The organism is Acinetobacter sp. MD2 (assembly GCF_035615575.1).
Lineage (GTDB): Bacteria > Pseudomonadota > Gammaproteobacteria > Pseudomonadales > Moraxellaceae > Acinetobacter.
The window spans coordinates 45020-67525 of record NZ_VTDK01000004.1; the positions used below are offsets into that span (position 1 = coordinate 45020).

Consider the following 22506-nt stretch of genomic DNA (forward strand, 5'->3'; position numbering starts at 1 on the left):
AAGATTAAACAGCCTGAACGTAACCAACAACAAGGTGGTAAAAGCAACCGTCCTGCATTAAATGACGAAATCAAGGCGAAAGAAGTTCGTCTTGTTGCTGCAGATGGCGAGCAAAGAGGCATTGTTTCACTTGCAGAAGCATTGCGTGCTGCTGAAGAATCTGATCTTGACCTCGTTGAGATTGTTGCAAATGCAGAGCCACCTGTTTGTAAAATCATGGATTTCAACAAGCACTTGTTTGACTTAAAGCAAAAGCAAAAAGAAGCCAAGAAAAAGCAACATCAAGTGCAAGTGAAAGAAATTAAACTACGTCCGGCAACGGATGTGGGCGATTACCAAGTGAAATTGCGTGCGATTTTAAAGTTCCTTGAAGAAGGTAACAAAGTTAAAATCACTTTGCGTTTCCGTGGTCGTGAAATGGCCCATCAACAGCTTGGCTTGGCTCAACTGCAAAAAGTTGAAGCTGACGTGGTTGATTATGGTGTTGTGGAACAAGCACCAAAAATGGAAGGTCGCCAAATGGGTATGTTACTTGGACCGAAAAAGAAAAAGTAATTTCCCATTCATCTAAAAAACGCAGCGGTTAAGCTGCGTTTTTTTATGGATGAAATTTAGATAAATACTTGAGACCAGACGCGGTATATTATGAATCTATTGCTAGATATAGCGTGACATAATGCAAAAAAAATAGGGTTAGCCATCGTTTACTTTTTTTGATTGTAGCAATTTGCAGCATTCATTTATGCTTGAGTCGAAGCATGTTATAACAAGCAGGTTTTCTCTACTTTAAAACTTAAAAGCACAATAAAGGATATTAAGATGATTGATCTTTATTATTGGGGTACACCCAATGGGCAAAAAATTGCGATTGCACTTGAAGAAATGGGTCTTGAATATCAAGTTTTTCCGATCAATATCTTAGAAAATGATCAGTTTCAACCTGATTTTTTAAAGATATCACCGAACAATAAAATCCCTGCCATTGTTGATCAAGATGGACCGAATCACGAACCAATTTCGATTTTTGAGTCGGGTGCAATTTTACAGTACTTAGGGCGTAAAACAGGCTTATTTTATCCTACAAACGAACAAAAACGCGTTGAAGTCGAGCAATGGCTAATGTGGCAAATGGGTGGTTTTGGACCGATGTTGGGGCAAAATCATCATTTTAGTCAGTTCGCAAAGGAGAAAATTCCTTATGCAATTGAGCGTTATATTGGCGAGACGAAGCGTTTATATACGGTTTTAGAGCAGCAATTGGTTGGGCAAGATTACGTTGCTGGCGAATATTCAATTGCGGACATGGCAATTTTCCCGTGGCTTTTGCGCCATGAGTGGCAAAGCATTAATTTAGATGATTTCCCGAATATAAAAGCCTATATTGCACGCATAAAACAGCGACCAGCCGTACAAAAGGCCTTGTCCATTTAATGTATTGCATATTTGTAGGTAGATAAGTTTTGCCATGAGTGCAATAAAATTGATGTGATAATGAGTTATCTCACTTTATTTATCTGTGCCTTTGGTGCAGCGACATTATTACCGCTTCAATCCGAAGCGGTTTTGTTTTCATTACTGTTATTACAGCCAGAGCAGGCATGGCGCTTACTTGCTATTGCGACCGTGGGGAATGTACTTGGTTCTTGTGTAAATTGGTGGTTAGGCCTAAAAATAGAGTCTTTTAAAGATAAAAAATGGTTTCCTTTCTCGCCAAAACGACTTGTAAAAGCGCAACAGTTTTATCAGCGTTATGGATTTTATGTATTGTTACTCAGCTGGCTACCTATTATTGGTGATCCGATCACATTGGTGGCGGGAGTTTTAAAAGAGAAGTTTCCACGCTTTTTGTTGTTGGTGTTTTGGGCTAAATTCGGGCGCTATTTAGTCATTTATGCGGTGTATCGGTTTTATCATTAAGATAAATATCTTGTGCTTAGTAAACATCTTGCATCATCTCATTCGCTTTATTTGGCTTGATAGCGATAAGCCAATCACGGGAAGCGCTTCAGCTAAACCAATCATACCTACGGTGAGTGGATCTTTGGTAATTTGATATACGCTATAATCGATAATGACTTTTTGAATTAAAATTACTAAAGTTAAGTACAATTGATTTAGGGTGATAATCGAAAAATTTCGATAACCTAATGTCGCAAGTGGGCTTGGAATTGAAGACGTGGCTTTAGAATTAGTGATCAAAGAGTTTGATTATAATGTTAATTTTTGAGTAAATATTCATATGGTGAGAATTTAAGTGTTTTTAAAAATATTGGTTGTAAGATGAAATCATGTCTTATTTTTTGAAAGGAAACCAAAAGAACAGGAATATGTATATTTAAATTAAGCGTTGAAAATGCTTTTTTTTCATGCGTATTTATTATAAAATGCGGCATTCCTTACCTGCAGGTCGATTTGCAATGGTGCAAACGAGCCGAACAGGTGTTCAAAAGAGGTTATTATGCCTAAGATGAAAACTCGCCGTGGTGCAGCTAAACGCTTTAAAGCGACTGCAAACGGTTTCAAGCGTAAGCAAGCGTTCAAACGTCACATCTTGACCAAAAAATCTGCTAAACGTATTCGTCAATTACGCGGCTGTGTAATGGTTCATGTTTCTGACATGAATTCAGTTCGTCGTATGTGCCCATACATCTAAGGAGATTATAAATGGCTCGTGTAAAACGTGGTGTAGTGGCTCATCGCCGTCACAAAAAAATTCTTGCTCGCGCTAAAGGTTACTATGGTGCTCGTTCACGCGTTTACCGCGTAGCGTTCCAAGCGGTAATCAAAGCTGGTCAATACGCTTACCGTGACCGCCGTCAAAAGAAACGTCAATTCCGTGCTTTATGGATTGCGCGTATCAATGCTGGTGCTCGTCAAAACGGTTTATCGTACAGCCGTATGATCGATGGCTTGAAAAAAGCTCAAGTGATCATCGACCGTCGCGTACTTGCTGACATCGCTATGCATGATGCAGTTGCTTTCGCTGCTTTAGCTGAAAAAGCTAAAGGTGCTTTAGCTGCATAAGCTTAGAGATTCAAAGAAGGCCGCTTTTTAGCGGTCTTTTTTTATGGATTTTATTTGAAGTGGGGTGGTCATTTTCGTCAAAGTTATTTCTTTTATTAGTCTATTCTTAAAATAAGAACGTCAAAAATAATGGTCGATTTTTATACTATGGCAAACATTATTGGAATCGGCTATATGTGAGTCTCCATTAAAATCCAAAATAATAGGCAGCAATACAAATGATAAAGATCATAAAAATCAATCCAACCACGTGTTTACTTGAAACATGCTGCTGTTCTGCTGCTTTCGGCTTAGATTTAAATGGTAATACGTTATCTGTTGTAATTTCTTCAGCTGCTAAAGGGGACAATACGACTTTACGCTGCGCAGATTGATAATGATTTGCGACTTTGACAATTAATTTACTGAACAAATTATCTACTTTTTCGGAAAAATCTTGCTCTTGTTTGGTTGAGTGGGCTGCTTCGCTGTCCTTATTTAGATGGTGTTGTTGGCTTAATTGTTTTTGTAATTCATCGAGTTGATAAAGTAGATCGTTGGCGAGCTGTGCATGATATTGCATTGGCAGTAAGGCTGCGGCTGTATTCGTATCAGTTTGATCGCCTATAAATTCCACATTTTGAATCGGGGCTAATGAAGCAGCATAAGGGGATGAGAAAATCTGAGCCGTTAAATAATCATCAATTTCTTCCCAGTCCGGTGCATTTAAATCGACTTGGATTTTTTTCATCAGTACAGCATTTAACTCAAAGTGCCACAGGGTTTCTAGACGTAAATCAATTTTTTGCTTGTTTGGAAATTCATAATCGTCATCGGCGTTGTACCATTCAGCACGTTCATTGCCACACATCCAAGCAATATTTTGTTTAGGTGCATGGCTGATAATAAAGTGTGGATAACGCAATAATTCAACATTTGGGTTCGGATTTTTCTCGTTATTTAACAGTTGGGTGTGATGTAAGCTAAGTCTTGTCACCCCTTGTTGTTTAAGTTGTTCTAACCAAACTTGAAAATGTTGTGCCAATAGATGTTGTGACATGAGGTCACGAAACTGCAACAAGTGCTGATTAAAAATAGGGTGCTGCTTAAATTGTTCTATTGGCAGTTTATCTGCTAAAAACTCATTTCCATAGCAAACCAATGTGAGTTGTTGTTGCCAAATTGAATCAAGCGCCATGGTTATTCTCTGCAATAAACTCGTTATAGTTTAGCTTGTTTATAAATCAGTGTGCTAGCGCATTTTGATTGTGGGGAAAACTTCATTAACCGCGCTAAAAACTGCTAGAATAGGCGGTTTATTCAATTTCTAACATTCACGCTTTGAGAGTAATTATGTCACTGGAAGCCCTGACCACCGATGCACTGGCCGCGATTGCTGCGGCGCAAGATCTTGCTACACTTGACCAAGTCCGAGTGCAGTTTACAGGTAAAAAGAGTCAACTTGCAGAGCAGTCAAAAGCTTTAGGAAAGATGGACCCTGAACAACGTAAAGTTGAAGGCGCTAAAATTCATGCTGTTCGTGAAGCAATAAATAGCGCGCTCACTGAGCGCCAAACTGCATTACAACAACAAGTTTTAGCCGCAAAACTTGCCAGTGAAACCCTTGATATTACTTTGCCGGGGCGTGGTCAAGCTGTAGGCAGTATTCATCCTGTAACCCAAGTGCAAGAGCGTATTTGTCAGTTCTTTACCAAAGCAGGCTTTATGGTTGCAACGGGGCCAGAAGTTGAAGATGATTATCATAACTTTGAAGCGTTGAATATTCCGGGGCATCATCCTGCGCGCGCCATGCACGACACATTCTATTTTGATGTCAATCATTTGCTACGCACGCATACCTCAGGTGTGCAAATTCGTACCATGGAAACCACACAGCCGCCAATTCGTATTGTGTGCCCGGGACGTGTTTATCGCTGTGACTCTGACCAAACCCATTCGCCAATGTTTCATCAAATTGAAGGCTTATATGTGGCAGAGAACACCAGTTTTGCTGAATTAAAAGGCTTGTTGGTTAACCTACTGAATGAGTTTTTTGAAAAAGATTTAAAAGTGCGTTTCCGTCCATCATATTTCCCATTTACCGAGCCAAGTGCCGAAGTGGACATTATGGATGAGCGTGGACGTTGGTTAGAAGTCTTGGGTTGTGGCATGGTGCATCCAAATGTACTTCGCGCAGCAGGTATTGACCCTGAAAAATATACGGGCTTTGCCTTTGGTTTAGGTGTTGAACGTTTTGCGATGTTACGTTATGGCATTAACGATTTACGCATGTTCTACCAAAACGATGTGCGTTTCTTACGCCAATTTGCTTAAACAGATTTTTTTTTAAATCCTCGCCTAGCCTCTCCTTTAAAAAGCAGAGCAATTTCACGCCAAAGCATGACATGTTTTGTTGGGCTAGAGAGGGATAAAAGATTGCAGATATATAGGTTTTTAACAAAATGAAAATTAGCGAAAATTGGCTGCGTACATGGGTTAACCCAAGCATTGACAGCGATACATTATCAGACCAACTGACCATGTTGGGTTTAGAAGTGGATGAGCTCGCACCCGTTGCTAAAGCCTTTACAGGCGTGATTGTTGGTGAAGTTTTAACGGTAGAGCAACATCCCGATGCAGACCGTTTACGTGTGACCACTGTCAATATTGGCGCGGCTGAAACCTTGCAAATTGTGTGTGGTGCACCAAATGTCGTTGTGGGCATGAAAGTACCTGTGGCAACGGTTGGGGCTGTATTACCCGGCGATTTTAAAATTAAAAAAGGCAAGCTACGCGGTATTGAGTCGCATGGCATGCTATGTGGCGCGTCTGAAATTGATTTAGAAGATAAAATTGATGGTTTGCTTGAATTGCCAAGCGATGCGCCAATTGGCATGAACATTCGTGACTATCTAAAACTTGATGACAATGTAATTGATATTTCAATTACTCCAAACCGTGGTGATTGCTTTAGCATTCGTGGGATTGCGCGTGAATTTGGGGTGATTAACCAATTGGCAGTCACACAGCCTGAAATCAACCCTGTTGCAGCAACGATTGCCGATGAAAAAGGGATTTGCATTACCACAACTGGCGCACCACGTTATTTAGGTCGTGTAATTAAAAATGTGAATGTGAAAGCACCCACACCAGAGTGGATGCAGCAAGCATTAACCCGTTCAGGTATTCGTACCCACAGCATTTTGGTGGATATTACCAACTATGTGCTGATGGAATTGGGCCAACCAATGCACGCGTTTGATTTAGCAAAATTAGACGGCAATATCCAAGTTCGTCAGGCACAGCCGCAAGAAAAGCTAACCTTGTTGAACGAGCAAGACGTTGAGCTAAATGAAGAAATCATGGTTATTGCGGACGATGCAAAAGTTTTAGCAATTGCAGGGATTATGGGTGGGCTTGAGTCGAGCGTAACCGATGCCACGCAAGATATTTTCTTAGAAAGTGCTTTCTTTGCACCACTTGCCATTGCAGGCCGTGCACGCCGTTTTGGTTTGCATACCGACTCATCACAGCGTTTTGAACGTGGTGTCGACTTTGAATTGCCATTGTTTGCTATGAACCGTGCATCGCAATTAATTCAAGACTTGGCAGGTGGTGAGTTTGGTCCAGTTTCGGTTGCCGAGCAAACCGCAGAATTACCAACACGTGACGCGATTGCGCTGACACAAGCACAAGTGGATGCTTTATTAGGTTATGCGGTAGAGGGTAACTTTATTGCTGATGCACTGACACGTTTAGGTTGTGATGTTAGCATTAAAGCAGAAGGCGAGTGGTTGGTGATCCCGCCATCACATCGTTATGATATGGCGATTTACCAAGACTTAATTGAAGAAGTTGCACGTATTCATGGTTATGACAATATCCAAATTCGCTTACCAAAAATGGATGTGCAATTAGCCAAGCATCAAGATCAATTTGAATTGGCTCAATTGCGTCAAACGGTTGCAACGTTAGGGTATCAAGAAGCGATTAGCTTTAGCTTTGCCGACTTGAAACTTGAAAAACAGTTGAATCCAAATGTGAACCCATTGCCACTTGCTAACCCAATTTCAAGTGATTTGGCGGTGATGCGTAGTACTTTGCTATCAAGCTTGATTCCATGTGTACAGCATAACTTAAACCGTCAGCAGTCGCGTGTACGTTTCTTTGAATTGGGTTTACGCTTTGACTACCAAAATGCGCAATCCATTCAAGATTTACAGCAAATCCCAACATTGGCACTCATTGCAGTAGGTGCGAAAAATCCTGAACAATGGCATGCAAAAGCACAGCCAATGGACTTCTTCGACTTAAAAGGCGAAGTTGAGCAAATTTTGGCAGCAGGCCGGATTGATGCACAGTACCAACGTTCAACCCGTGAATGGCTGCATCCTGGGCAATCTGCTGATATTTTAGTGAATGGTCAGTGCATTGGTTATTTAGGTCGTTTGCATCCATCACTTGAAACTGAGCTTGATTTGGGTGTAACTTGGGTTGCAGAGCTAGACCAAAGTGCAGTTTTGCAATCTTATGTATCTAATTTTACAGAATTATCACGTTTTCCGTCGGTTAGACGTGATATTGCGCTTTTAATTAGTGATAAGATTGAAGTTGCAGAGATTCAGCAACTTATTCAAAAAACAGGTGGCGATCTTCTTGATTCAACATGGTTGTTCGATGTTTACACAGGACAAGGTGTTGAGGAAGGTAAGCGCTCGTTAGCATTTGCGTTATTGTGGCAACATGCTTCACGCACATTGGAAGATGCTGAAATTAAGTCAGGTATGGATCATATTATTGAAGTGTTAGAAAGCACTTATCAGGCAACATTGAGGGCATCATGACAGCATTAACAAAAGCAGAAATGGCAGATCATTTAAGTGCAGAAACGAATCTGAACCGTCGTGAAGCAAAACAAATGGTTGAGTTATTTTTTGATGAAATTAGTCAGGCATTAATTGCTGGCGAACAAGTCAAACTTTCAGGATTTGGTAATTTTGAGCTGCGTGACAAAAGTCAGCGTCCGGGGCGTAATCCTAAAACGGGTGAAGAAATTCCAATTTCTGCGCGTCGTGTCGTGACTTTCCGCGCAGGACAAAAGTTTAGACAACGCGTTGGCAATGAAGTCGAACAAGACTAAAATTGAGCAATGAGTAAGATAAGGGGCGATTGAATCGCCCCTTGTTTTTTTATATATCCAAAATGTCAGAATGTTTTTTTGAAACTTTTATTTCTAGGAGATTTTTTCCATCATCTGGTGCTTTTTGACGAAGATCCTCAACAATTGCAAAGACTGTTGAAAATATAGCTGATCTTGTAAGCTGAATTAAATTAAGAAGGCTAATTTCAAATTCACTAATTCTTACATACGTATGGAGCGAATCATTGGAAAATTCAAAAGTATTTGGAACTAAAAATAGAATATGATGTTCTAAAGCATTTCTCCACTTTTTATAAAAACCAAATTCTCCATTTTTTTCATTCAGATCGCAAATTATGCTATTAACAGCAATTAAAGCAAAATTTTCTTTTTCCTCTAGAATAGATTTATTGTCACGCCAAAAATTATTAAAAGCTGTGTTATCTTTAATTTTAAGAGAAAAATATTGACATAAGAAGATTGCCAACTTATCCAATATTGAAAAACACAATCTAAAACAAGTCCTTATCTTTTCATATTTTATATTAATGATTTCTTTGTCATTCAGTTCAGAATAGCAGCTTTCGTAATCAAACTGAGAGCTATTCGTGAATTTAGATTCATAAAAAAGTACTCGAATTAAAGAAAATTCAGCCTTAATACGATTCAAGTATTGTTCAAATTGAAGAATTCTTTCCGAAGAAACGACTCCCTCCAAAAGAGTTAAATTATCTCGTTCATTGGCAATGCATGAACAATACATTCCATGAATATTTAAAGTTAAATTTTCTTCTATACACCATTGTCTGAAGTGGCTCATCGAAGAATATTCTTTACGAGTTTCTTGTTCATCTTTTTCTAGATTCATTGAGTCTAGCTGGCTGCTTAAGAATTTACTTTTATGTGTATAGTAAGGCTTCCAATCATTAGGTATTAGTTCAGATTTAATAGAAAAATCATAACCTTTTATAATTTCAATCATCATCTTATTTGATCTATGATCTAATAATTTATCAAATTGCTCTAAGCAAGAACTCCTATTAAGCCATGCCTGAGGATAAATTGTATTTTGCTTAATGATCAAATTGTAAATTTGTAGTGCTTCAGAAAATCGAAATTGCTGTTTTAGGACATTAGCAAGGTTAATCAAATTTTGTTGATATAAGTCATAATCCTCACTTTTATTGATTAGTTTAAAAGCTTTCCAATATAAGTTTTTTACTTCATTAAATAACGTTATGTTTTTAAAACCTAGTTGTTCTGTGGAATATCCACAATTATTTGCAAGAGCGAGCTTTCCATTTGCCAAATTATAAAAATAAGTAATATTGGAGTCTTTTTCAAAATGTTCAGAATTTTTTTCTAAAATTTGAATGCCTTTTAAAATAGAATTTGTATTTTCTAAAAAAGTTCCAGCATCTATAAATTGACAAGCTAGATTAAAATAAAGATTCAGTACAATATCATTTACTGCATGTTTTTCTAGTTCGGTAAATATTAATTCTGAACTTAATAAAGCATCATCCCATTTGCTTTCACCAATATAAGTAGAAATTGTGTTTATAACTTCATTAATTTTTTTTAAGCTAAGCATCATATTGAATTATTTTAAATAAAAAAGCCCTACTAAAATATAGCAGAGCTTCTTCTAAGAGTCTAAAAATTACGACACTTTATCCCCTGGTTTCGCGCCGCTATCAGGCGACACGATAAACACACCTTCGCCATTGCCCGCAGCCATTACCATGCCGTTAGAAACGCCAAAACGCATTTTACGTGGCGCAAGGTTGGCAACGAGTACCACCAATTTACCTTTTAAATCTTCAGGCGCATAGCTACTACGAATTCCGCTAAATACATTACGTGGCTCGGCTTCGCCTGCATCTAAAGTGAGTTGAAGTAGTTTATCTGAACCTTCTACCGTTGCAGCGTCTAAGACTTTTGCTACGCGGATGTCGATTTTCATAAAATCTTCAATGCCAATAATGTCGGCTTCACCAATTTTAGGTTCAGCTTTAGTCTGTGCAACTTTCTCTTTTTTCTTTTCTGCTTTTACTGGCGCAGCAGGAGCAGCTAAAGAATCTTTAGATGCATCGACCATGGCCGCAACTGCTTTGGCATCAACACGTTGCATTAACGGTTGGAACTGTGCAATAGCGTGGTTCACTAAAATAGTTTTGCGAGATGCAAAGTCGAAGCTATCAAGTTGTAAAAATGCTTGTACTTCTGTCGCTAAACTTGGCAATACAGGCGCAAGATAAACCGCTAATTGACGGAACAAGTTAATGCCGACAGAACATACTTCATGTACTTGTTGTGCTTGACCTTCTTGTTTCGCCAAAGCCCACGGTTTTTTCTCATCAATATACTGATTGGCACGGTCTGCCAATGCCATAATTTCACGAATGGCAGCACTAAACTCACGGTCTTCGTAAGCTTTGGCAATTGAGTCGCCAGCATCGATAAAACTTTGTACCAATTCAGATTCAGTGCACTGTGCAGACAACGTGTTGTCAAAATCTTTATTGATAAACTTGGCACAGCGGCTAGCAATGTTCACCACTTTGCCGACCAAGTCAGAGTTTACTTTTTGAATGAAATCATCCAAGTTTAAGTCTGAGTCTTCAACTTTGTCTGAAAGTTTAGATGCGAAGTAATAACGTAAATATTCAGGGTTTAAATGCTCTAAATAGGTTTCTGCTTTAATAAATGTACCACGTGATTTCGACATTTTTTGACCATTAACCGTCAAGAAACCATTTACGAACAAGCCTGTTGGCGTACGGTAGTTGGCACCTTCAAGCATTGCAGGCCAAAACAGGGCGTGGAAGTAAACAATGTCTTTACCAATGAAATGGTACACTTCATTTTGGCTGTCTTTTTTCCAATAATCGTCAAAGTTTAAATCTGGACGTTTGGTTTTAATGTAGTTTTCAAAACTTGCCATATAACCAATTGGCGCATCGACCCATACATAAAAATATTTGTTTGGTGCATCTGGAATTTCAAAGCCAAAGTAAGGCGCGTCACGGGAAATATCCCAATCTGCTAAACCTGCTTCAAACCATTCATCTAATTTATTGGCAATAGATACTGGCAAGCGACCTTGGTCACGCGTCCATTTTTGTAAATATTCAGCAAAGTTAGGTAATTTGAAAAAGTAATGATCTGAGGATTTTTCAACAGGCGTTGCACCACTTAAGGTTGAACGTGGGTTGAGTAGTTCAGTGGCATTATAGGTTGTACCACAAACTTCACAGCTATCGCCGTATTGGTCTTCTGCTTTACATTTTGGGCAAGTGCCTTTAATAAAGCGATCAGACAAAAACATTTTTTTTTCTGGGTCAAACAATTGGCTTACAGGGCGAATGGCAATATTGCCTGCTTCACGGTTTTTAACGTAAATTTCTTGAGAGCGCGCTTTGTTGGTGTCGCTATGGGTTGAATCGTAATGATCAAAACTAATGCCAAAACCTGCAAAGTCGCGTTCATGTTCTTTTTGTACATTGGCAATTTGGGCTTCAGGTGAAATGCCATTGGCTTCGGCACGTAGCATAATGGCTGTACCGTGAGCATCGTCCGCACAGACATACGTCACGTCATGACCCATGGCACGCATGGCACGAACCCAAATATCCGCTTGGATATAGCCGAGTAAATGACCCATGTGGATAGGGCCATTGGCATAAGGTAGGGCATTGGTGACTAATATTTTACGCACGGACGCTGTTCTCTCATTGCTATTTCTTAGAAGAGCAACGATTTTAACTGAGCTTAGGAAAACAAAGCAACAATTGTCGGTAATCCATGCACATCAAGCAGTGAAAACTCAATTTAAATGGCAGAAACTCGGTTTGCCATCTGGATTGTATTTTTTTTAGGAACAAGCAAAGTTTCGCTAATAACTGTATCTGCTTTGTTTCAAATTGCAGCTTTGGCTTAAATATCACAAAAAGCGATGTATAACTTAATTCAGATACATAATTTAGGCTGCATACATTCGCTGTATGCGTCAGATTGAATCATCAACAATGAGGGTGTAATCATGAGCATTGAAAATAAAATTGACGATTTAAAAACAAAAGTGACTGACTTAGGTGATGAAGCGAAATTTAACGCAGAACAAGCCAAACTTGATGCTGAAAAAACGCTGAATGACGTTAAACATCAAGCTGAAGAAGCCAAGCTAAATGGTGAAAAAGCTTTGGATGACTTTAAAAAAGATGCTTCAGCACAATTTGCTGAGACTAAATCAGGCGTTGAGGATACTGTTGATCAGCTCAAAGCGGGTGCGAGTGAAAAGCTGGATGAAGCAAAACTTAAAGTGAATACATTAAAAGATGAAGCGGTAGAGAAGTTTGATGAACTTAAGCAAGGAGCAAGTCATCTTTTAAATAAAATTACGGGGAACGACAAGGCTTAATATTTTTGAGTTTTACAAAAACTGCTCATCGTCATATGGGCAGTTTGTTTATAAAATATTTGTTCAATTCATATCAGTAAAATCGAGTACGCGAGCTTAAACGAATACTGCTAAACTATGCGCTATTGAGTTTAATTGTCCATACATGGAGTTCAAAATATGTCTTGGTTTTCTTCGCTAAAATCTGTCTTTTCGCCTGCTCAGGGGGTGAATGAAGAAGAAATCCAGCGTATTTTACAGCATTATACTTTGCCGCATTCAAGCAATAGTTTAAAAGAACGTGTGAGTAGTTTGCAGTTGCAAGGTCAGGTTTTACAGCTCAGCATTAATACTTATCCTGCTGAAGCAGAACACTTACAGCAAATTCACGATGAATTGGTGGAATTGTTAGAAAAAGCCGGCATTCAAGAATTAAATCTGCATGTGATTCAACAAAAAACGGGAAAAGTGGCTGCTGCACAAGCCAGTGGTTGTGGCAGTTCGCAACATGGCGATACAGGGCATGCGTGTTCTTCAAAGCCAAAAACTGAACATACCTTACCACCTGTGGTTGATGCAACAGCGAAGCCTACAGTAGCTGAAACTGACCCAAACAATCCACCCATTCAAAAAGCAGCACCACAGCAGCGCGATATTGCGCCACATCCACGCATTCAACATGTGATTTTGGTGTCATCGGGCAAAGGTGGGGTGGGTAAGTCGACCACAACGGTAAATTTAGCACTAGGCTTGCAAAAATTAGGTTTAAACGTTGGCGTGCTAGATGCCGATATTTATGGCCCAAGCATTCCAACGATGTTGGGCAATGCAGGCAAAACGCCTTTAATTGAAAATGAACATTTTGTACCGTTAGATGCTTATGGCATGCCGATTTTATCGATTGGGCACTTAACGGGCGACAATAATACGCCAGTGGCATGGCGTGGCCCGAAAGCCACAGGCGCACTCATGCAATTGTTTAATCAAACCTTATGGCCTGATTTAGATGTTTTAATGATTGATATGCCACCGGGCACAGGTGATATTCAGTTGACCCTTGCACAGCGCATTCCTGTGGCAGGCGCAGTGATTGTAACGACACCACAAAATGTCGCTTTGTTAGACGCAACAAAAGGCATTGAATTATTTAACCGTGTCAACATTCCTGTATTGGGTGTGGTGGAAAATATGTCGACCCATATCTGTTCAAATTGCGGTTTTGAAGAGCAAATTTTTGGTCAAGGTGGTGGTGATCAGCTTGCTGAGCAATACGATATTCCTTTACTCGGGCGTTTGCCTTTAAATTCACAAATTCGTGAAAATGCAGATAAAGGCCATCCAAGTATCATTGCTGTAGATGAAGCGTATGACAGCTATATGCAAATTGCACAGGCGCTGTTTGATAAAATTACACAATTACCAAAACATGAGAAAAATCAAAATCGTATTTTTTAGTGATCTGTGTATTGTTTAGCGCAATAAAAAAGGTTCAGATATTCGACTGAACCTTTTTTTATTTATAGTGGGTTTTTTGGTCGTAGACGTTGTCGTTTTTTCCAATTTCGAATGACACTCCAACGCCAAAACAGTTGGGTTGCAATATAAAAAAGAATTGAAAATAATAAGGCTTCAACCACTAGACCCGTCATTAAAATTTTGGCAAGACTACCATCGATATGACCATGACCAAAATTTTGAATCCAACGTCCAATTTGATGCATCACACCTTTGAGCATTGCTTGATTGATCATATGCACATGGAAAATTTTACTACCAAACCAAAAGCCAATATACAAAATAGGCACAATGGTAAAAGGGTTACTTAGCCAAGCCAAAGCTAAACTGACAGGTAAATTAATTTCAAGGCACAGCACTGCAAGCACAATAAAAATGCTGTGGAATGGAATAGGCAATAAGCCAAAAAAAGTACCAATAAAAATGGCTTTACAAATAGAACGGCGGTTGACATACCATAACAATGGATTCGCCGTTCGAGTCCCAAACATTTTCATCATTTTCATAGATGAAACACGTTCATGAGACGGCAACCACGATTGTAAAAGTTGTTTAACCATAGTGTTCCAATAATACTCATGGCAAAAATGGCACTTTGACATGAAAAAATATCGCTAAAATAGATGGATTGAAAAAACAAAAAATCAGGGAGAGCTTTCAATCAATTCAGACAATTTTAACACCAGAGAAACCATGATGAAAAGAATGTGTTTAAAAAGTAAACACCTATACCATAGCATAAAAAGCGAAAAGTTGGCAGATTCAATCATCTTGTAAGCTAATTTAGTAGTAATGTTTTATATGAGTTTTATTGTAAAAGTATATAAAATCATATTGTTATATATATTGTATAAATAATTCTTACAATTGAATTTTTGCTAAAAGTGGCAAAAAGACATAGGCTTGGGCAAAAGAAAATTGAGGTCAATGGATGATTTCTTGGATGTTTATCAGTCTAGTTGTGACGATTTTGCTCACTCCAGGTCCAACCAATACCTTGTTGGCAGCATCGGGGCTACGGATGGGGGTGCGAGATTCATTGGTACTGATTCCAGCAGAAGCTTTTGGGTATTTAGTTGCAATTAGTGCATGGGGCTTTTTAATTGACTTTATTGCACAAGCAGTACCAATATTACCTGTAATGATTAAATTGCTAAGTGCCAGTTACATTATTTATTTGGCCATTAAGCTGTGGAGAACCGCCAAACAAGACCACGATCTTCATATTTCGATTATTTATCCTAAAGCTTTAACCGTTGCAACTTTATTAAATCCGAAAGGACTGCTATTTGCATCGGCTATTTTTCCTGCAACGGTTTGGTTGAATTGGGGAAGTTATTTATCGCATATGCTCACCTTTTTAGTGCTTATTGTGCCGATTGCTTTTTTTTGGATTTGTTTAGGACATTCATTAGGTAAGCATAAATTTTATTGGTTAACACCCTGTAATATGCAACGTACCGCATCGCTCATTTTAATGTCTTTTTCTGTGCCTGTTAGTTATTCTGCCGTCGCAAAATTTATTGTGATGACTTAAATAAGATTGGATGAAGCCGTTTAGGTAAAAAGTAGAACCATTTTAAATAGGCGTGATTTAAGGTAAAGTAGCGTCTATAAATTCGATTTTTGATGATTCTGGAATAAATACATGGCTATTAAGTCTGATCGTTGGATTCGCGAGATGAGCGAAAATCACGGTATGATTGAACCGTATGCAGCGAATCAAGTTCGTTTTAACGAACAAGGTGAAAAACTCATTTCCTATGGCGTTTCAAGCTATGGTTATGATGTTCGTTGTGCGCCCGAATTTAAAGTCTTTACCAATGTTCACTCTGCCATTGTTGATCCGAAAAATTTTGATGATAAAAGCTTTATTGATATTCATTCGGATGTTTGTATTATTCCACCCAATTCATTTGCATTAGCACGTACGGTTGAATATTTCCGTATCCCGCGCAATGTTTTAACAGTATGTTTGGGTAAGTCAACTTATGCACGCTGTGGCATTATTGTGAATGTGACTCCGCTTGAACCTGAGTGGGAAGGGCATGTGACTTTAGAGTTTTCAAATACCACCAATTTGCCTGCACGTATTTATGCGGGAGAAGGTGTTGCACAAATGCTGTTTTTTGAAAGTGATGAAGTGTGTGAAACTTCATATAAAGACCGTGGTGGTAAATACCAAGGTCAAATGGGCGTAACATTGCCAAAAGCATAAATGTCTAAAATAAAAAATCCCGCTTGATGCGGGATTTTTTATTGGCTTCAGTTTTATTTTAACTTTGCCAGTAGCTCATCTTTGCTTAAGTTGACCGATTCAGCATCGGTACGACCTTTATATTCAAAAGTGCCTGCATCTAAGCCTTTTTCACCAATCACAATACGATGTGGAATACCTGTGAGTTCAAGGTCAGAGAATTTCACCCCTGGGCGCTCGTTACGATCATCTAGCAAAACATCATAACCTTGCGCTTGTAATTCAGCATAGAGTGCTTCTGCTGCTTCTAGCGTACGTGGTGATTTATGTGCGTTCATTGGCACAATTGCAATTTCAAATGGTGCAATTGCTGATGGCCAAATGATGCCTTTATCGTCAAAATTTTGCTCAATTGCAGATGCGACTACACGTGTTACCCCAATACCGTAACAACCCATAGTGACTGTTAAAGGTTTGCCATCATCACCCAAAACTGTACAGTTTAGTGCTTCAGAATATTTTTGACCCAATTGGAAAATGTGACCAACTTCGATACCACGTTTAATTTGTAGCACGCCTTTACCATCTGGAGAAGGATCGCCGTCTACCACATTGCGCAAGTCATAAATTTCGCTAAACTTGGCATCACGCTCCCAGTTTACGCCTGTTGCATGTTGGTCTACTTGGTTTGCACCTGCAATAAAGTCAGATAAAACCGATGCAGCGCGGTCAATAACCACAGTGATCCCTTTTTCAACTAAACCTTGTGGGCCTGTATAACCTGCGGTTAAGCCGAGTTCTTGTAGTTGTGTTTCGGTTGCAAAAGTCAGCGGCGCTGCAATTTGTGGGTGCTTTTCAGCTTTAATTTCATTGAGTTCGTGGTCGCCACGTAAGAACAGTGCAACCACAGAGGCTTTGCCGTTTTCATCTGCATTGCCTTGCACCAATAAGGCTTTGACTGATTGCTTGGCATCTGCATTTAAGAAAGCACATACATCTGCAATGGTTTTTTGATTTGGCGTTTCAACTACAGTCAATGCTTGGGTCGGTGCTGCCCGCTCGCCAACCAATACAGCTTCGGCTTTTTCAACATTAGCTGCATAGTCCGATTCAGTTGAGAATACGATATCGTCTTCACCGCTAGATGCTAAAACGTGGAATTCATGTGAACCAGAACCACCAATTGAACCTGTATCGGCTTGAACAGGGCGGAAGTCTAAACCCAAACGGGTAAAAATACGGCAATACGTGTCGTACATATTGTCATAGGTTTCTTGTAGTGATGCTTGATCGACATGGAAAGAATACGCATCTTTCATCATAAATTCACGTGAACGCATCACGCCAAAACGCGGACGAATTTCGTCACGGAATTTGGTTTGAATTTGATAAAAGTTGATTGGCAGTTGCTTATAACTTTTGAGTTCAGTTCGTGCTAAGTCAGTAATGACTTCTTCGTGTGTTGGCCCAAGCACAAATGGATTGTCATGACGATCTTTAAAACGTAAGAGTTCTGGGCCGTATTGGACATAACGACCAGATTCTTCCCACAGGCTTGCAGGTTGAGTTACTGGCATAAATACTTCAAGCGCACCTGAACGGTTCATTTCTTCACGTACAATCGCTTCAACTTTATTTAACACACGTACACCCATCGGCAACCAGGTGTAAAGACCTGAAGCCAATTTACGAATCATCCCTGCTCGAAGCATGAGCTGATGCGAAATCACTTCGGCATCATTTGGGGTTTCTCTTAACGTTGCAAATAGAAAGCGGCTTGCGCGCATGGAAATTGTCCTAAAGATAAAATGACGATAAAAACTAAATAAAAATTTCATTGTCATTTTAAAGCATCTCTGGTTGTGATGAAACAGCCAAGCCAAAAGAAACCTTAGATGTAGTTAAGGGTGAACGTATTTTAGTGAAAGGTGAGAAGATGCTTATTCAAGGCGTTTTAAACGTAAAATAATATCGTCATATTCTTGTTGGGTTTCTCGATAATGTGCTTGTAAGCTTGTTATTCTTTGTTTCACTTGATTAAGTCTAAGATCATTCTGTTGAATGCGAGTTTTAATTATTGCTGGTGGATTTTGGTTTTGTCTTAGGTAGTCTTGTTCTTGGCGTTTAGTTGAAATCTGATCTTGATACAAGTTGTTGAGTTGTTTTTGTTGTAAATTGATTTGTTTTTGAATGCTGCTTAAACTTTCTTGTTTTTTTGCATAGGCAGTTTGACTATTGGTGTAGGCATTTTTGAGTTGTTGATCGGCCAAACGCTGTTTAGACTGTTGCTCACGTTGTTTAGATTGCTGTGCTGTATGTTGTGTAAAGGGTTGAACGTGTCGTAAAAGTTGCATATTGGCATTTAGGACATCATAACCACGCTGTATATGGATTGGGCTTACCGATGAACTAATGCTGGCAATACCATTTGTATCGTAATAACGATAATAGTGCTTTTCTGTATCGGCACTATAGCTTAGCTGAGTCATTATAAGACAGCACGCCAGTAAAATCTTATTAAATAATCGGCGTTTGTTTAAGCGATTCATCATGACCCCAAAAATTAATATTGATCTTTCGCCACGCTAAATTACGTTGTATTCGGTCTTAGCTTAGGTGGATTTCTAAAGTGAAATGAAGATAATAGAATATTGTATCGTGTAATATTGAGAAAGTAATAAAAAGCTGCGTTGAAAAAGTCATAAAATAGATGTTTAATAACACACAATAATCATCTATATAAAATTTTTTATGGGGACTTCACATGCAAGATGAACAACAGAAGAACGTCAGGGTGATGGTAATTGATGATTCTAAAACAATCCGCCGTACTGCGGAAACATTATTACAGCGAGAAGGCTATGAAGTCATTACAGCTGTAGATGGTTTTGAAGCATTATCGAAAATTGCAGAAACGAACCCTGATATTATCTTTGTTGACATTATGATGCCACGTTTAGACGGTTATCAAACATGTGCACTTATTAAAAATTCTCAACAATATCAGTCGATTCCTGTGGTTATGCTGTCTAGTAAAGATGGTTTGTTTGACCAAGCGAAAGGGCGTATTGTGGGTTCTGATCAATATCTAACAAAACCATTTAGTAAAGATGAATTGGTCAATGCCATTCATTTACATGTTGCTTAAATTTTGGGGTAAAAAATGGCACAAATTTTAATCGTAGACGACTCTCCAACTGAAACATTCCGATTTAAAGAAATTTTATCTAAGCACGGCTATGATGTGATTGAAGCTAGCAATGGTGCAGATGGTGTTACGTTAGCCGAAGCTGCTTTGCCAGATTTAATTTTAATGGATGTTGTGATGCCGGGCGTCAATGGTTTTCAAGCCACACGACAAATTACTCGCGGTGAAAAAACCAAGCATATTCCGATTATTATTGTGAGCACCAAAGATCAGGCGACCGATCGTGTTTGGGGTAAACGCCAAGGGGCGAAAGACTACTTAACTAAACCAATTGATGAACAAGCGCTTATTGAGGTGATTCAACAGCACATCAAGGCGGGCTAAACTATGGCAGCAAAAGGTTTCATTGAGTTACTTCGTTTGGCAAAAAGAGGCAATAAGAATTACACCTCTACTGAAAATGAAGTGACAAAATGGTCTGGGATTGCATTTGAAATGATGGGGCAATATTTTGTTGCCCCTTTAGGGGAAGTCTCAGAGGTCATTTATTATCCCCGTATGACTGCGATTCCAAATAGCCAATCTTGGTTAAAAGGATTGGCCAATATTCGAGGCCGACTACTTTCAGTGACCGATTTACCTGAGTTTTTTTCAGGTCGTCAGCACCATAATCCATTGCAGCAAAAAGTGTTATGCATCAGTCATCAAGACCAATATGTAGGATTGGCTGTGGATCAAGTACTCGGAATTCAGCATTTTAATAAAAAGAGTTTTTTTTCGAATAATCAAACTCTTGATCAGAAACTACAAAAATATTGTCAAGGATATTTTCATCAACATCAACGACATTGGAACGTATTTTTGTTCAGTCGAATGTTACTAGATACTGATTATATGAATGCTGCAAATTAATTAATAAGTTTCTAACGCAAAGATGTGCGTTTGGGGGAAAAGCTGTGGGCTTTAAGATTTTGGGTGAAAAAACGGGTGGTCATGGGGCTTCCGCGAATGGTTTAGTTACAAAGCTAAAAGAAATGGTCAACAAGACTGCACAAGGCTTTGGTGATGCTGAAAAAGCACGACCATTGATTGTCAGTGCAATGGTGACAGCAATTGTATTCTTTTTCTTTTTATTGTTCCTGTTTTATAGCGTACCGCGTAATAAAATGCTAACAGAAAGCTTAGGTGATCTACGTTTATTGTCTCAAACCATTGCACGTCAAGCGACAGAGGCAACAGCGTCGGGTTCAAAAGATTCAATTGCGATGTTAAAAGCCTCACAGAAGCAATTTAGTGAAAATTTGGCATCGGTAAAAAGACAGCATACACATAATACCGATTTACAAGCTGTAGAAAAACAGTGGGATGAAACATCTAAGCATATTGATACGATTATCAATAATGAAAAAATCCTAAACCAACTTTATGATATTAGCGTGGCAATTGGTCAGGTTGTTCCTGGTATTCAGGCACAATATAATGCAATGGTAGATGAAATGGCACATAAAAATGCAGCCAGTAGTCAGATTATTCTTGCAAAAAACCAAGTATTTATTTCGGAAAAAATCTTACGTTCGATTGCATCTATCTTATCGGTTTCAGATACAGCTAAAGAATCAGCCGAAGACTTTAAAACAGATACAGACACATTTGGTCGGTACTTAAATGCGCAATTGAATGGTGATGCAAAACTTGGCGTAGCACGTATAGAAGATCCTGATTTACGTGATCAGCTAGAAGAAATGAAAACTGAATATGACCAAGTGATTAAAGCGGGTGCGGCCACTTTATTTAACAACTCAAGTAAAGTAAGTGCGGTTCAAAATGCATCGGGTCAGATTTTTAATGAGTCAGAAACTTTATTGAGTAACTTAAATAAACTTTCAGCTTCACCAATGCTTTCAGTTTATTTCCCTGCATTGCTATTAATTCTAAGTTTCGCAGCATTCTTATTTTGTATGTATAAATTGCTAATCTTACGTGGACAAGCTGACAGCTACCGTATGAATAGCTTACAAGAAGAATATGACCGAAACCAAAATGCAATTTTACGTTTACTTGATGAAATTGCCGACTTAGGTGATGGCGACTTACGTAGCTATGCAACGGTATCGGAAGATTTCACGGGGGCAATTGCCGACTCGATTAACTTCGCAATTGACCAATTACGTGACTTGGTTTCACGAATTAATGATACATCTCAAGAAGTTGCACGTTATACCCAAAGTACACAGGGCATTACGAACCAGCTTGCAGAAGCATCAGAACATCAGGCACAAGAAATTGCAGGCGCTTCTGCTGCCATGAATGAAATGGCACAGTCAATTGACCAAGTATCGGCAAACGCATCTGAATCTGCTGAAGTTGCAAAACGTTCGGTAAACATTGCTGCCAATGGTGCGGATGTTGTAAACCGTTCAATTGAAGGTATGGACATGATTCGTGAACAGATTCAAGAAACCTCAAAACGTATTAAGCGTTTGGGTGAATCTTCTCAGGAAATTGGAAATATCGTTGCATTGATTAACGATATTGCCGACCAAACCAACATCTTGGCATTAAACGCTGCAATTCAAGCATCGATGGCGGGTGAAGCAGGTCGAGGCTTCGCGGTAGTTGCCGATGAGGTTCAACGTCTTGCAGAACGCTCAACCTCTGCAACTAAGCAGATTGAGAACTTGGTAAAAACCATTCAGGCCGATACCAATGAAGCCGTAATTTCAATGGAATCAACAACATCAGAGGTTGTGCGTGGTGCAACACTTGCAAAAGATGCAGGGGTTGCCTTGGATGAAATTCAAAACGTATCCACTTCATTGGCAAAATTAATTGAAAGCATTTCGACTGCTGCACAGCTACAGTCAGCATCTGCAAGTCATATTGCCAATACCATGAATGTTGTTCAAGACATTACCTCTCAAACCACAACGGCTTCTTTCGACACCGCGCATTCGGTATCAGAACTGGCGAATATGGCAGAGGCATTACGTGAATCGGTAACGGACTTTAAGTTACCTGACTAAGCATGCTTTATCTCAAGGGAATACTGAATTTTGGTTGAGTATTCCTAAGCAATCGCAGGGGTTGAAAATTCAAACGCT

General features: G+C 39.1%; 22 protein-coding genes and 1 pseudogene. 16 read left to right on the forward strand and 7 right to left on the reverse strand.

The window, feature by feature from the left end; all coding sequences use genetic code 11:
• Nucleotides 1-3 precede the first annotated feature (3 nt).
• From infC to FXN70_RS06820, 3 genes are all read left to right on the forward strand, one after another.
• The gene (infC, locus tag FXN70_RS06810; protein ID WP_324627167.1) at nucleotides 4-555 is read left to right on the forward strand and encodes a translation initiation factor IF-3; all 552 of its coding nucleotides are present in this window, start codon (nucleotides 4-6) and stop codon (nucleotides 553-555) included.
• 264 nt (nucleotides 556-819) lie between these two features.
• On the forward strand, nucleotides 820-1431 hold the full coding sequence (locus FXN70_RS06815; protein ID WP_324646723.1) for a glutathione S-transferase family protein: 612 nt from the start codon (nucleotides 820-822) through the stop codon (nucleotides 1429-1431).
• 60 nt (nucleotides 1432-1491) lie between these two features.
• A complete protein-coding gene (locus FXN70_RS06820; RefSeq protein WP_324646724.1) occupies nucleotides 1492-1917 on the forward strand; it encodes a YqaA family protein in 426 nt (141 codons plus the stop codon).
• Nucleotides 1918-1977: 60 nt separating this feature from the next.
• On the opposite strand, the pseudogene FXN70_RS06825 reads toward FXN70_RS06820, so the two are convergent.
• Nucleotides 1978-2169 (reverse strand): annotated as a pseudogene (locus FXN70_RS06825) (MFS transporter); the annotation flags it as partial.
• A gap of 289 nt (nucleotides 2170-2458) precedes the next feature.
• Here FXN70_RS06825 and rpmI point away from each other — a divergent pair.
• Both rpmI and rplT read left to right on the forward strand, forming a co-directional pair.
• Nucleotides 2459-2653, forward strand: coding sequence for a 50S ribosomal protein L35 (gene rpmI / locus FXN70_RS06830; protein ID WP_111859422.1), 195 nt, complete (start codon nucleotides 2459-2461; stop codon nucleotides 2651-2653).
• Between the two features lie 11 nt (nucleotides 2654-2664).
• Nucleotides 2665-3024: a 50S ribosomal protein L20 gene (rplT, locus tag FXN70_RS06835; protein WP_000124858.1), complete on the forward strand. Its 360-nt coding sequence runs from the start codon at nucleotides 2665-2667 to the stop codon at nucleotides 3022-3024.
• A 187-nt stretch (nucleotides 3025-3211) separates the two neighbouring features.
• Here rplT and FXN70_RS06840 read toward each other — a convergent pair whose 3' ends face one another.
• Nucleotides 3212-4201, reverse strand: a complete 990-nt coding sequence (locus FXN70_RS06840; RefSeq protein WP_324646725.1) for a hypothetical protein — start codon at nucleotides 4199-4201, stop codon at nucleotides 3212-3214.
• Between the two features lie 155 nt (nucleotides 4202-4356).
• Here FXN70_RS06840 and pheS point away from each other — a divergent pair, with 155 nt between their 5' ends.
• The 3 genes from pheS (at nucleotide 4357) to FXN70_RS06855 (ending at nucleotide 8143) form a co-directional block, all read left to right on the forward strand.
• Nucleotides 4357-5337 (forward strand): phenylalanine--tRNA ligase subunit alpha, encoded by a 981-nt coding sequence (gene pheS / locus FXN70_RS06845; protein ID WP_324646726.1) that lies wholly within the window; start codon nucleotides 4357-4359, stop codon nucleotides 5335-5337.
• Nucleotides 5338-5465: 128 nt separating this feature from the next.
• A complete protein-coding gene (pheT, locus tag FXN70_RS06850; RefSeq protein WP_324646727.1) occupies nucleotides 5466-7847 on the forward strand; it encodes a phenylalanine--tRNA ligase subunit beta in 2382 nt (793 codons plus the stop codon).
• Nucleotides 7844-8143, forward strand: a complete 300-nt coding sequence (locus FXN70_RS06855; protein WP_324646728.1) for an integration host factor subunit alpha — start codon at nucleotides 7844-7846, stop codon at nucleotides 8141-8143. The genes pheT and FXN70_RS06855 overlap by 4 nt, the downstream gene beginning before the upstream one ends.
• Before the next feature lie 49 nt (nucleotides 8144-8192).
• On the opposite strand, the gene FXN70_RS06860 is transcribed toward FXN70_RS06855, so the two are convergent.
• Both FXN70_RS06860 and metG read right to left on the reverse strand, forming a co-directional pair.
• Nucleotides 8193-9740 (reverse strand): LA2681 family HEPN domain-containing protein, encoded by a 1548-nt coding sequence (locus FXN70_RS06860; protein WP_324646729.1) that lies wholly within the window; start codon nucleotides 9738-9740, stop codon nucleotides 8193-8195.
• A 66-nt stretch (nucleotides 9741-9806) separates the two neighbouring features.
• Nucleotides 9807-11864, reverse strand: coding sequence for a methionine--tRNA ligase (metG, locus tag FXN70_RS06865; RefSeq protein WP_324646730.1), 2058 nt, complete (start codon nucleotides 11862-11864; stop codon nucleotides 9807-9809).
• 324 nt (nucleotides 11865-12188) lie between these two features.
• Here metG and FXN70_RS06870 point away from each other — a divergent pair, with 324 nt between their 5' ends.
• Nucleotides 12189-12566, forward strand: coding sequence for a hypothetical protein (locus FXN70_RS06870; protein WP_324646732.1), 378 nt, complete (start codon nucleotides 12189-12191; stop codon nucleotides 12564-12566).
• Nucleotides 12567-12725: 159 nt separating this feature from the next.
• Complete coding sequence (gene apbC / locus FXN70_RS06875; RefSeq protein ID WP_324646733.1) at nucleotides 12726-14000, forward strand: iron-sulfur cluster carrier protein ApbC; 1275 nt, start codon at nucleotides 12726-12728, stop codon at nucleotides 13998-14000.
• 62 nt (nucleotides 14001-14062) lie between these two features.
• Here apbC and FXN70_RS06880 read toward each other — a convergent pair whose 3' ends face one another.
• Nucleotides 14063-14620, reverse strand: a complete 558-nt coding sequence (locus FXN70_RS06880; RefSeq protein WP_324646734.1) for a DUF2062 domain-containing protein — start codon at nucleotides 14618-14620, stop codon at nucleotides 14063-14065.
• A 371-nt stretch (nucleotides 14621-14991) separates the two neighbouring features.
• Here FXN70_RS06880 and FXN70_RS06885 point away from each other — a divergent pair, with 371 nt between their 5' ends.
• The gene (locus FXN70_RS06885; RefSeq protein WP_324646735.1) at nucleotides 14992-15597 is read left to right on the forward strand and encodes a LysE family translocator; all 606 of its coding nucleotides are present in this window, start codon (nucleotides 14992-14994) and stop codon (nucleotides 15595-15597) included.
• Nucleotides 15598-15708: 111 nt separating this feature from the next.
• Nucleotides 15709-16278, forward strand: a complete 570-nt coding sequence (dcd, locus tag FXN70_RS06890) for a dCTP deaminase (RefSeq protein WP_324646736.1) — start codon at nucleotides 15709-15711, stop codon at nucleotides 16276-16278.
• Between the two features lie 53 nt (nucleotides 16279-16331).
• Here dcd and FXN70_RS06895 read toward each other — a convergent pair whose 3' ends face one another.
• Both FXN70_RS06895 and FXN70_RS06900 read right to left on the reverse strand, forming a co-directional pair.
• Complete coding sequence (locus FXN70_RS06895) at nucleotides 16332-18044, reverse strand: proline--tRNA ligase (RefSeq protein WP_324646737.1); 1713 nt, start codon at nucleotides 18042-18044, stop codon at nucleotides 16332-16334.
• A 153-nt stretch (nucleotides 18045-18197) separates the two neighbouring features.
• Nucleotides 18198-18746: a hypothetical protein gene (locus FXN70_RS06900; RefSeq protein ID WP_324646739.1), complete on the reverse strand. Its 549-nt coding sequence runs from the start codon at nucleotides 18744-18746 to the stop codon at nucleotides 18198-18200.
• A 275-nt stretch (nucleotides 18747-19021) separates the two neighbouring features.
• Between FXN70_RS06900 and pilG the strand changes: the two genes are divergently transcribed.
• From pilG to FXN70_RS06920, 4 genes are read left to right on the forward strand one after another with little or no spacing between them, the layout of a single operon-like run.
• A complete protein-coding gene (gene pilG / locus FXN70_RS06905) occupies nucleotides 19022-19405 on the forward strand; it encodes a twitching motility response regulator PilG (protein ID WP_324646740.1) in 384 nt (127 codons plus the stop codon).
• Nucleotides 19406-19420: 15 nt separating this feature from the next.
• Nucleotides 19421-19789: a response regulator gene (locus tag FXN70_RS06910; RefSeq protein WP_324646741.1), complete on the forward strand. Its 369-nt coding sequence runs from the start codon at nucleotides 19421-19423 to the stop codon at nucleotides 19787-19789.
• Nucleotides 19790-19792: 3 nt separating this feature from the next.
• Nucleotides 19793-20317, forward strand: a complete 525-nt coding sequence (locus FXN70_RS06915; protein ID WP_324646742.1) for a chemotaxis protein CheW — start codon at nucleotides 19793-19795, stop codon at nucleotides 20315-20317.
• Between the two features lie 44 nt (nucleotides 20318-20361).
• Nucleotides 20362-22428, forward strand: a complete 2067-nt coding sequence (locus FXN70_RS06920; protein ID WP_324646743.1) for a methyl-accepting chemotaxis protein — start codon at nucleotides 20362-20364, stop codon at nucleotides 22426-22428.
• The last annotated feature ends 78 nt before the right edge of the window (nucleotides 22429-22506 follow it).

What these genes read in the sequence shown, in the direction of transcription:
- rpmI (WP_111859422.1), top strand. Translation starts at nt 2,459, where the DNA reads ATGCCTAAGATGAAAACTCGCCGTGGTGCAGCTAAACGCTTTAAAGCG.
- FXN70_RS06885 (WP_324646735.1), top strand. Translation starts at nt 14,992, where the DNA reads ATGATTTCTTGGATGTTTATCAGTCTAGTTGTGACGATTTTGCTCACT.
- apbC (WP_324646733.1), top strand. Translation starts at nt 12,726, where the DNA reads ATGTCTTGGTTTTCTTCGCTAAAATCTGTCTTTTCGCCTGCTCAGGGG.
- FXN70_RS06860 (WP_324646729.1), bottom strand. Translation starts at nt 9,740, where the DNA reads ATGATGCTTAGCTTAAAAAAAATTAATGAAGTTATAAACACAATTTCT.
- pheT (WP_324646727.1), top strand. Translation starts at nt 5,466, where the DNA reads ATGAAAATTAGCGAAAATTGGCTGCGTACATGGGTTAACCCAAGCATT.
- FXN70_RS06910 (WP_324646741.1), top strand. Translation starts at nt 19,421, where the DNA reads ATGGCACAAATTTTAATCGTAGACGACTCTCCAACTGAAACATTCCGA.
- FXN70_RS06915 (WP_324646742.1), top strand. Translation starts at nt 19,793, where the DNA reads ATGGCAGCAAAAGGTTTCATTGAGTTACTTCGTTTGGCAAAAAGAGGC.
- FXN70_RS06870 (WP_324646732.1), top strand. Translation starts at nt 12,189, where the DNA reads ATGAGCATTGAAAATAAAATTGACGATTTAAAAACAAAAGTGACTGAC.
- dcd (WP_324646736.1), top strand. Translation starts at nt 15,709, where the DNA reads ATGGCTATTAAGTCTGATCGTTGGATTCGCGAGATGAGCGAAAATCAC.
- FXN70_RS06900 (WP_324646739.1), bottom strand. Translation starts at nt 18,746, where the DNA reads ATGACTCAGCTAAGCTATAGTGCCGATACAGAAAAGCACTATTATCGT.
- FXN70_RS06880 (WP_324646734.1), bottom strand. Translation starts at nt 14,620, where the DNA reads ATGGTTAAACAACTTTTACAATCGTGGTTGCCGTCTCATGAACGTGTT.
- rplT (WP_000124858.1), top strand. Translation starts at nt 2,665, where the DNA reads ATGGCTCGTGTAAAACGTGGTGTAGTGGCTCATCGCCGTCACAAAAAA.
- FXN70_RS06820 (WP_324646724.1), top strand. Translation starts at nt 1,492, where the DNA reads ATGAGTTATCTCACTTTATTTATCTGTGCCTTTGGTGCAGCGACATTA.
- FXN70_RS06855 (WP_324646728.1), top strand. Translation starts at nt 7,844, where the DNA reads ATGACAGCATTAACAAAAGCAGAAATGGCAGATCATTTAAGTGCAGAA.
- FXN70_RS06840 (WP_324646725.1), bottom strand. Translation starts at nt 4,201, where the DNA reads ATGGCGCTTGATTCAATTTGGCAACAACAACTCACATTGGTTTGCTAT.
- pilG (WP_324646740.1), top strand. Translation starts at nt 19,022, where the DNA reads ATGCAAGATGAACAACAGAAGAACGTCAGGGTGATGGTAATTGATGAT.
- pheS (WP_324646726.1), top strand. Translation starts at nt 4,357, where the DNA reads ATGTCACTGGAAGCCCTGACCACCGATGCACTGGCCGCGATTGCTGCG.
- FXN70_RS06815 (WP_324646723.1), top strand. Translation starts at nt 820, where the DNA reads ATGATTGATCTTTATTATTGGGGTACACCCAATGGGCAAAAAATTGCG.
- FXN70_RS06895 (WP_324646737.1), bottom strand. Translation starts at nt 18,044, where the DNA reads ATGCGCGCAAGCCGCTTTCTATTTGCAACGTTAAGAGAAACCCCAAAT.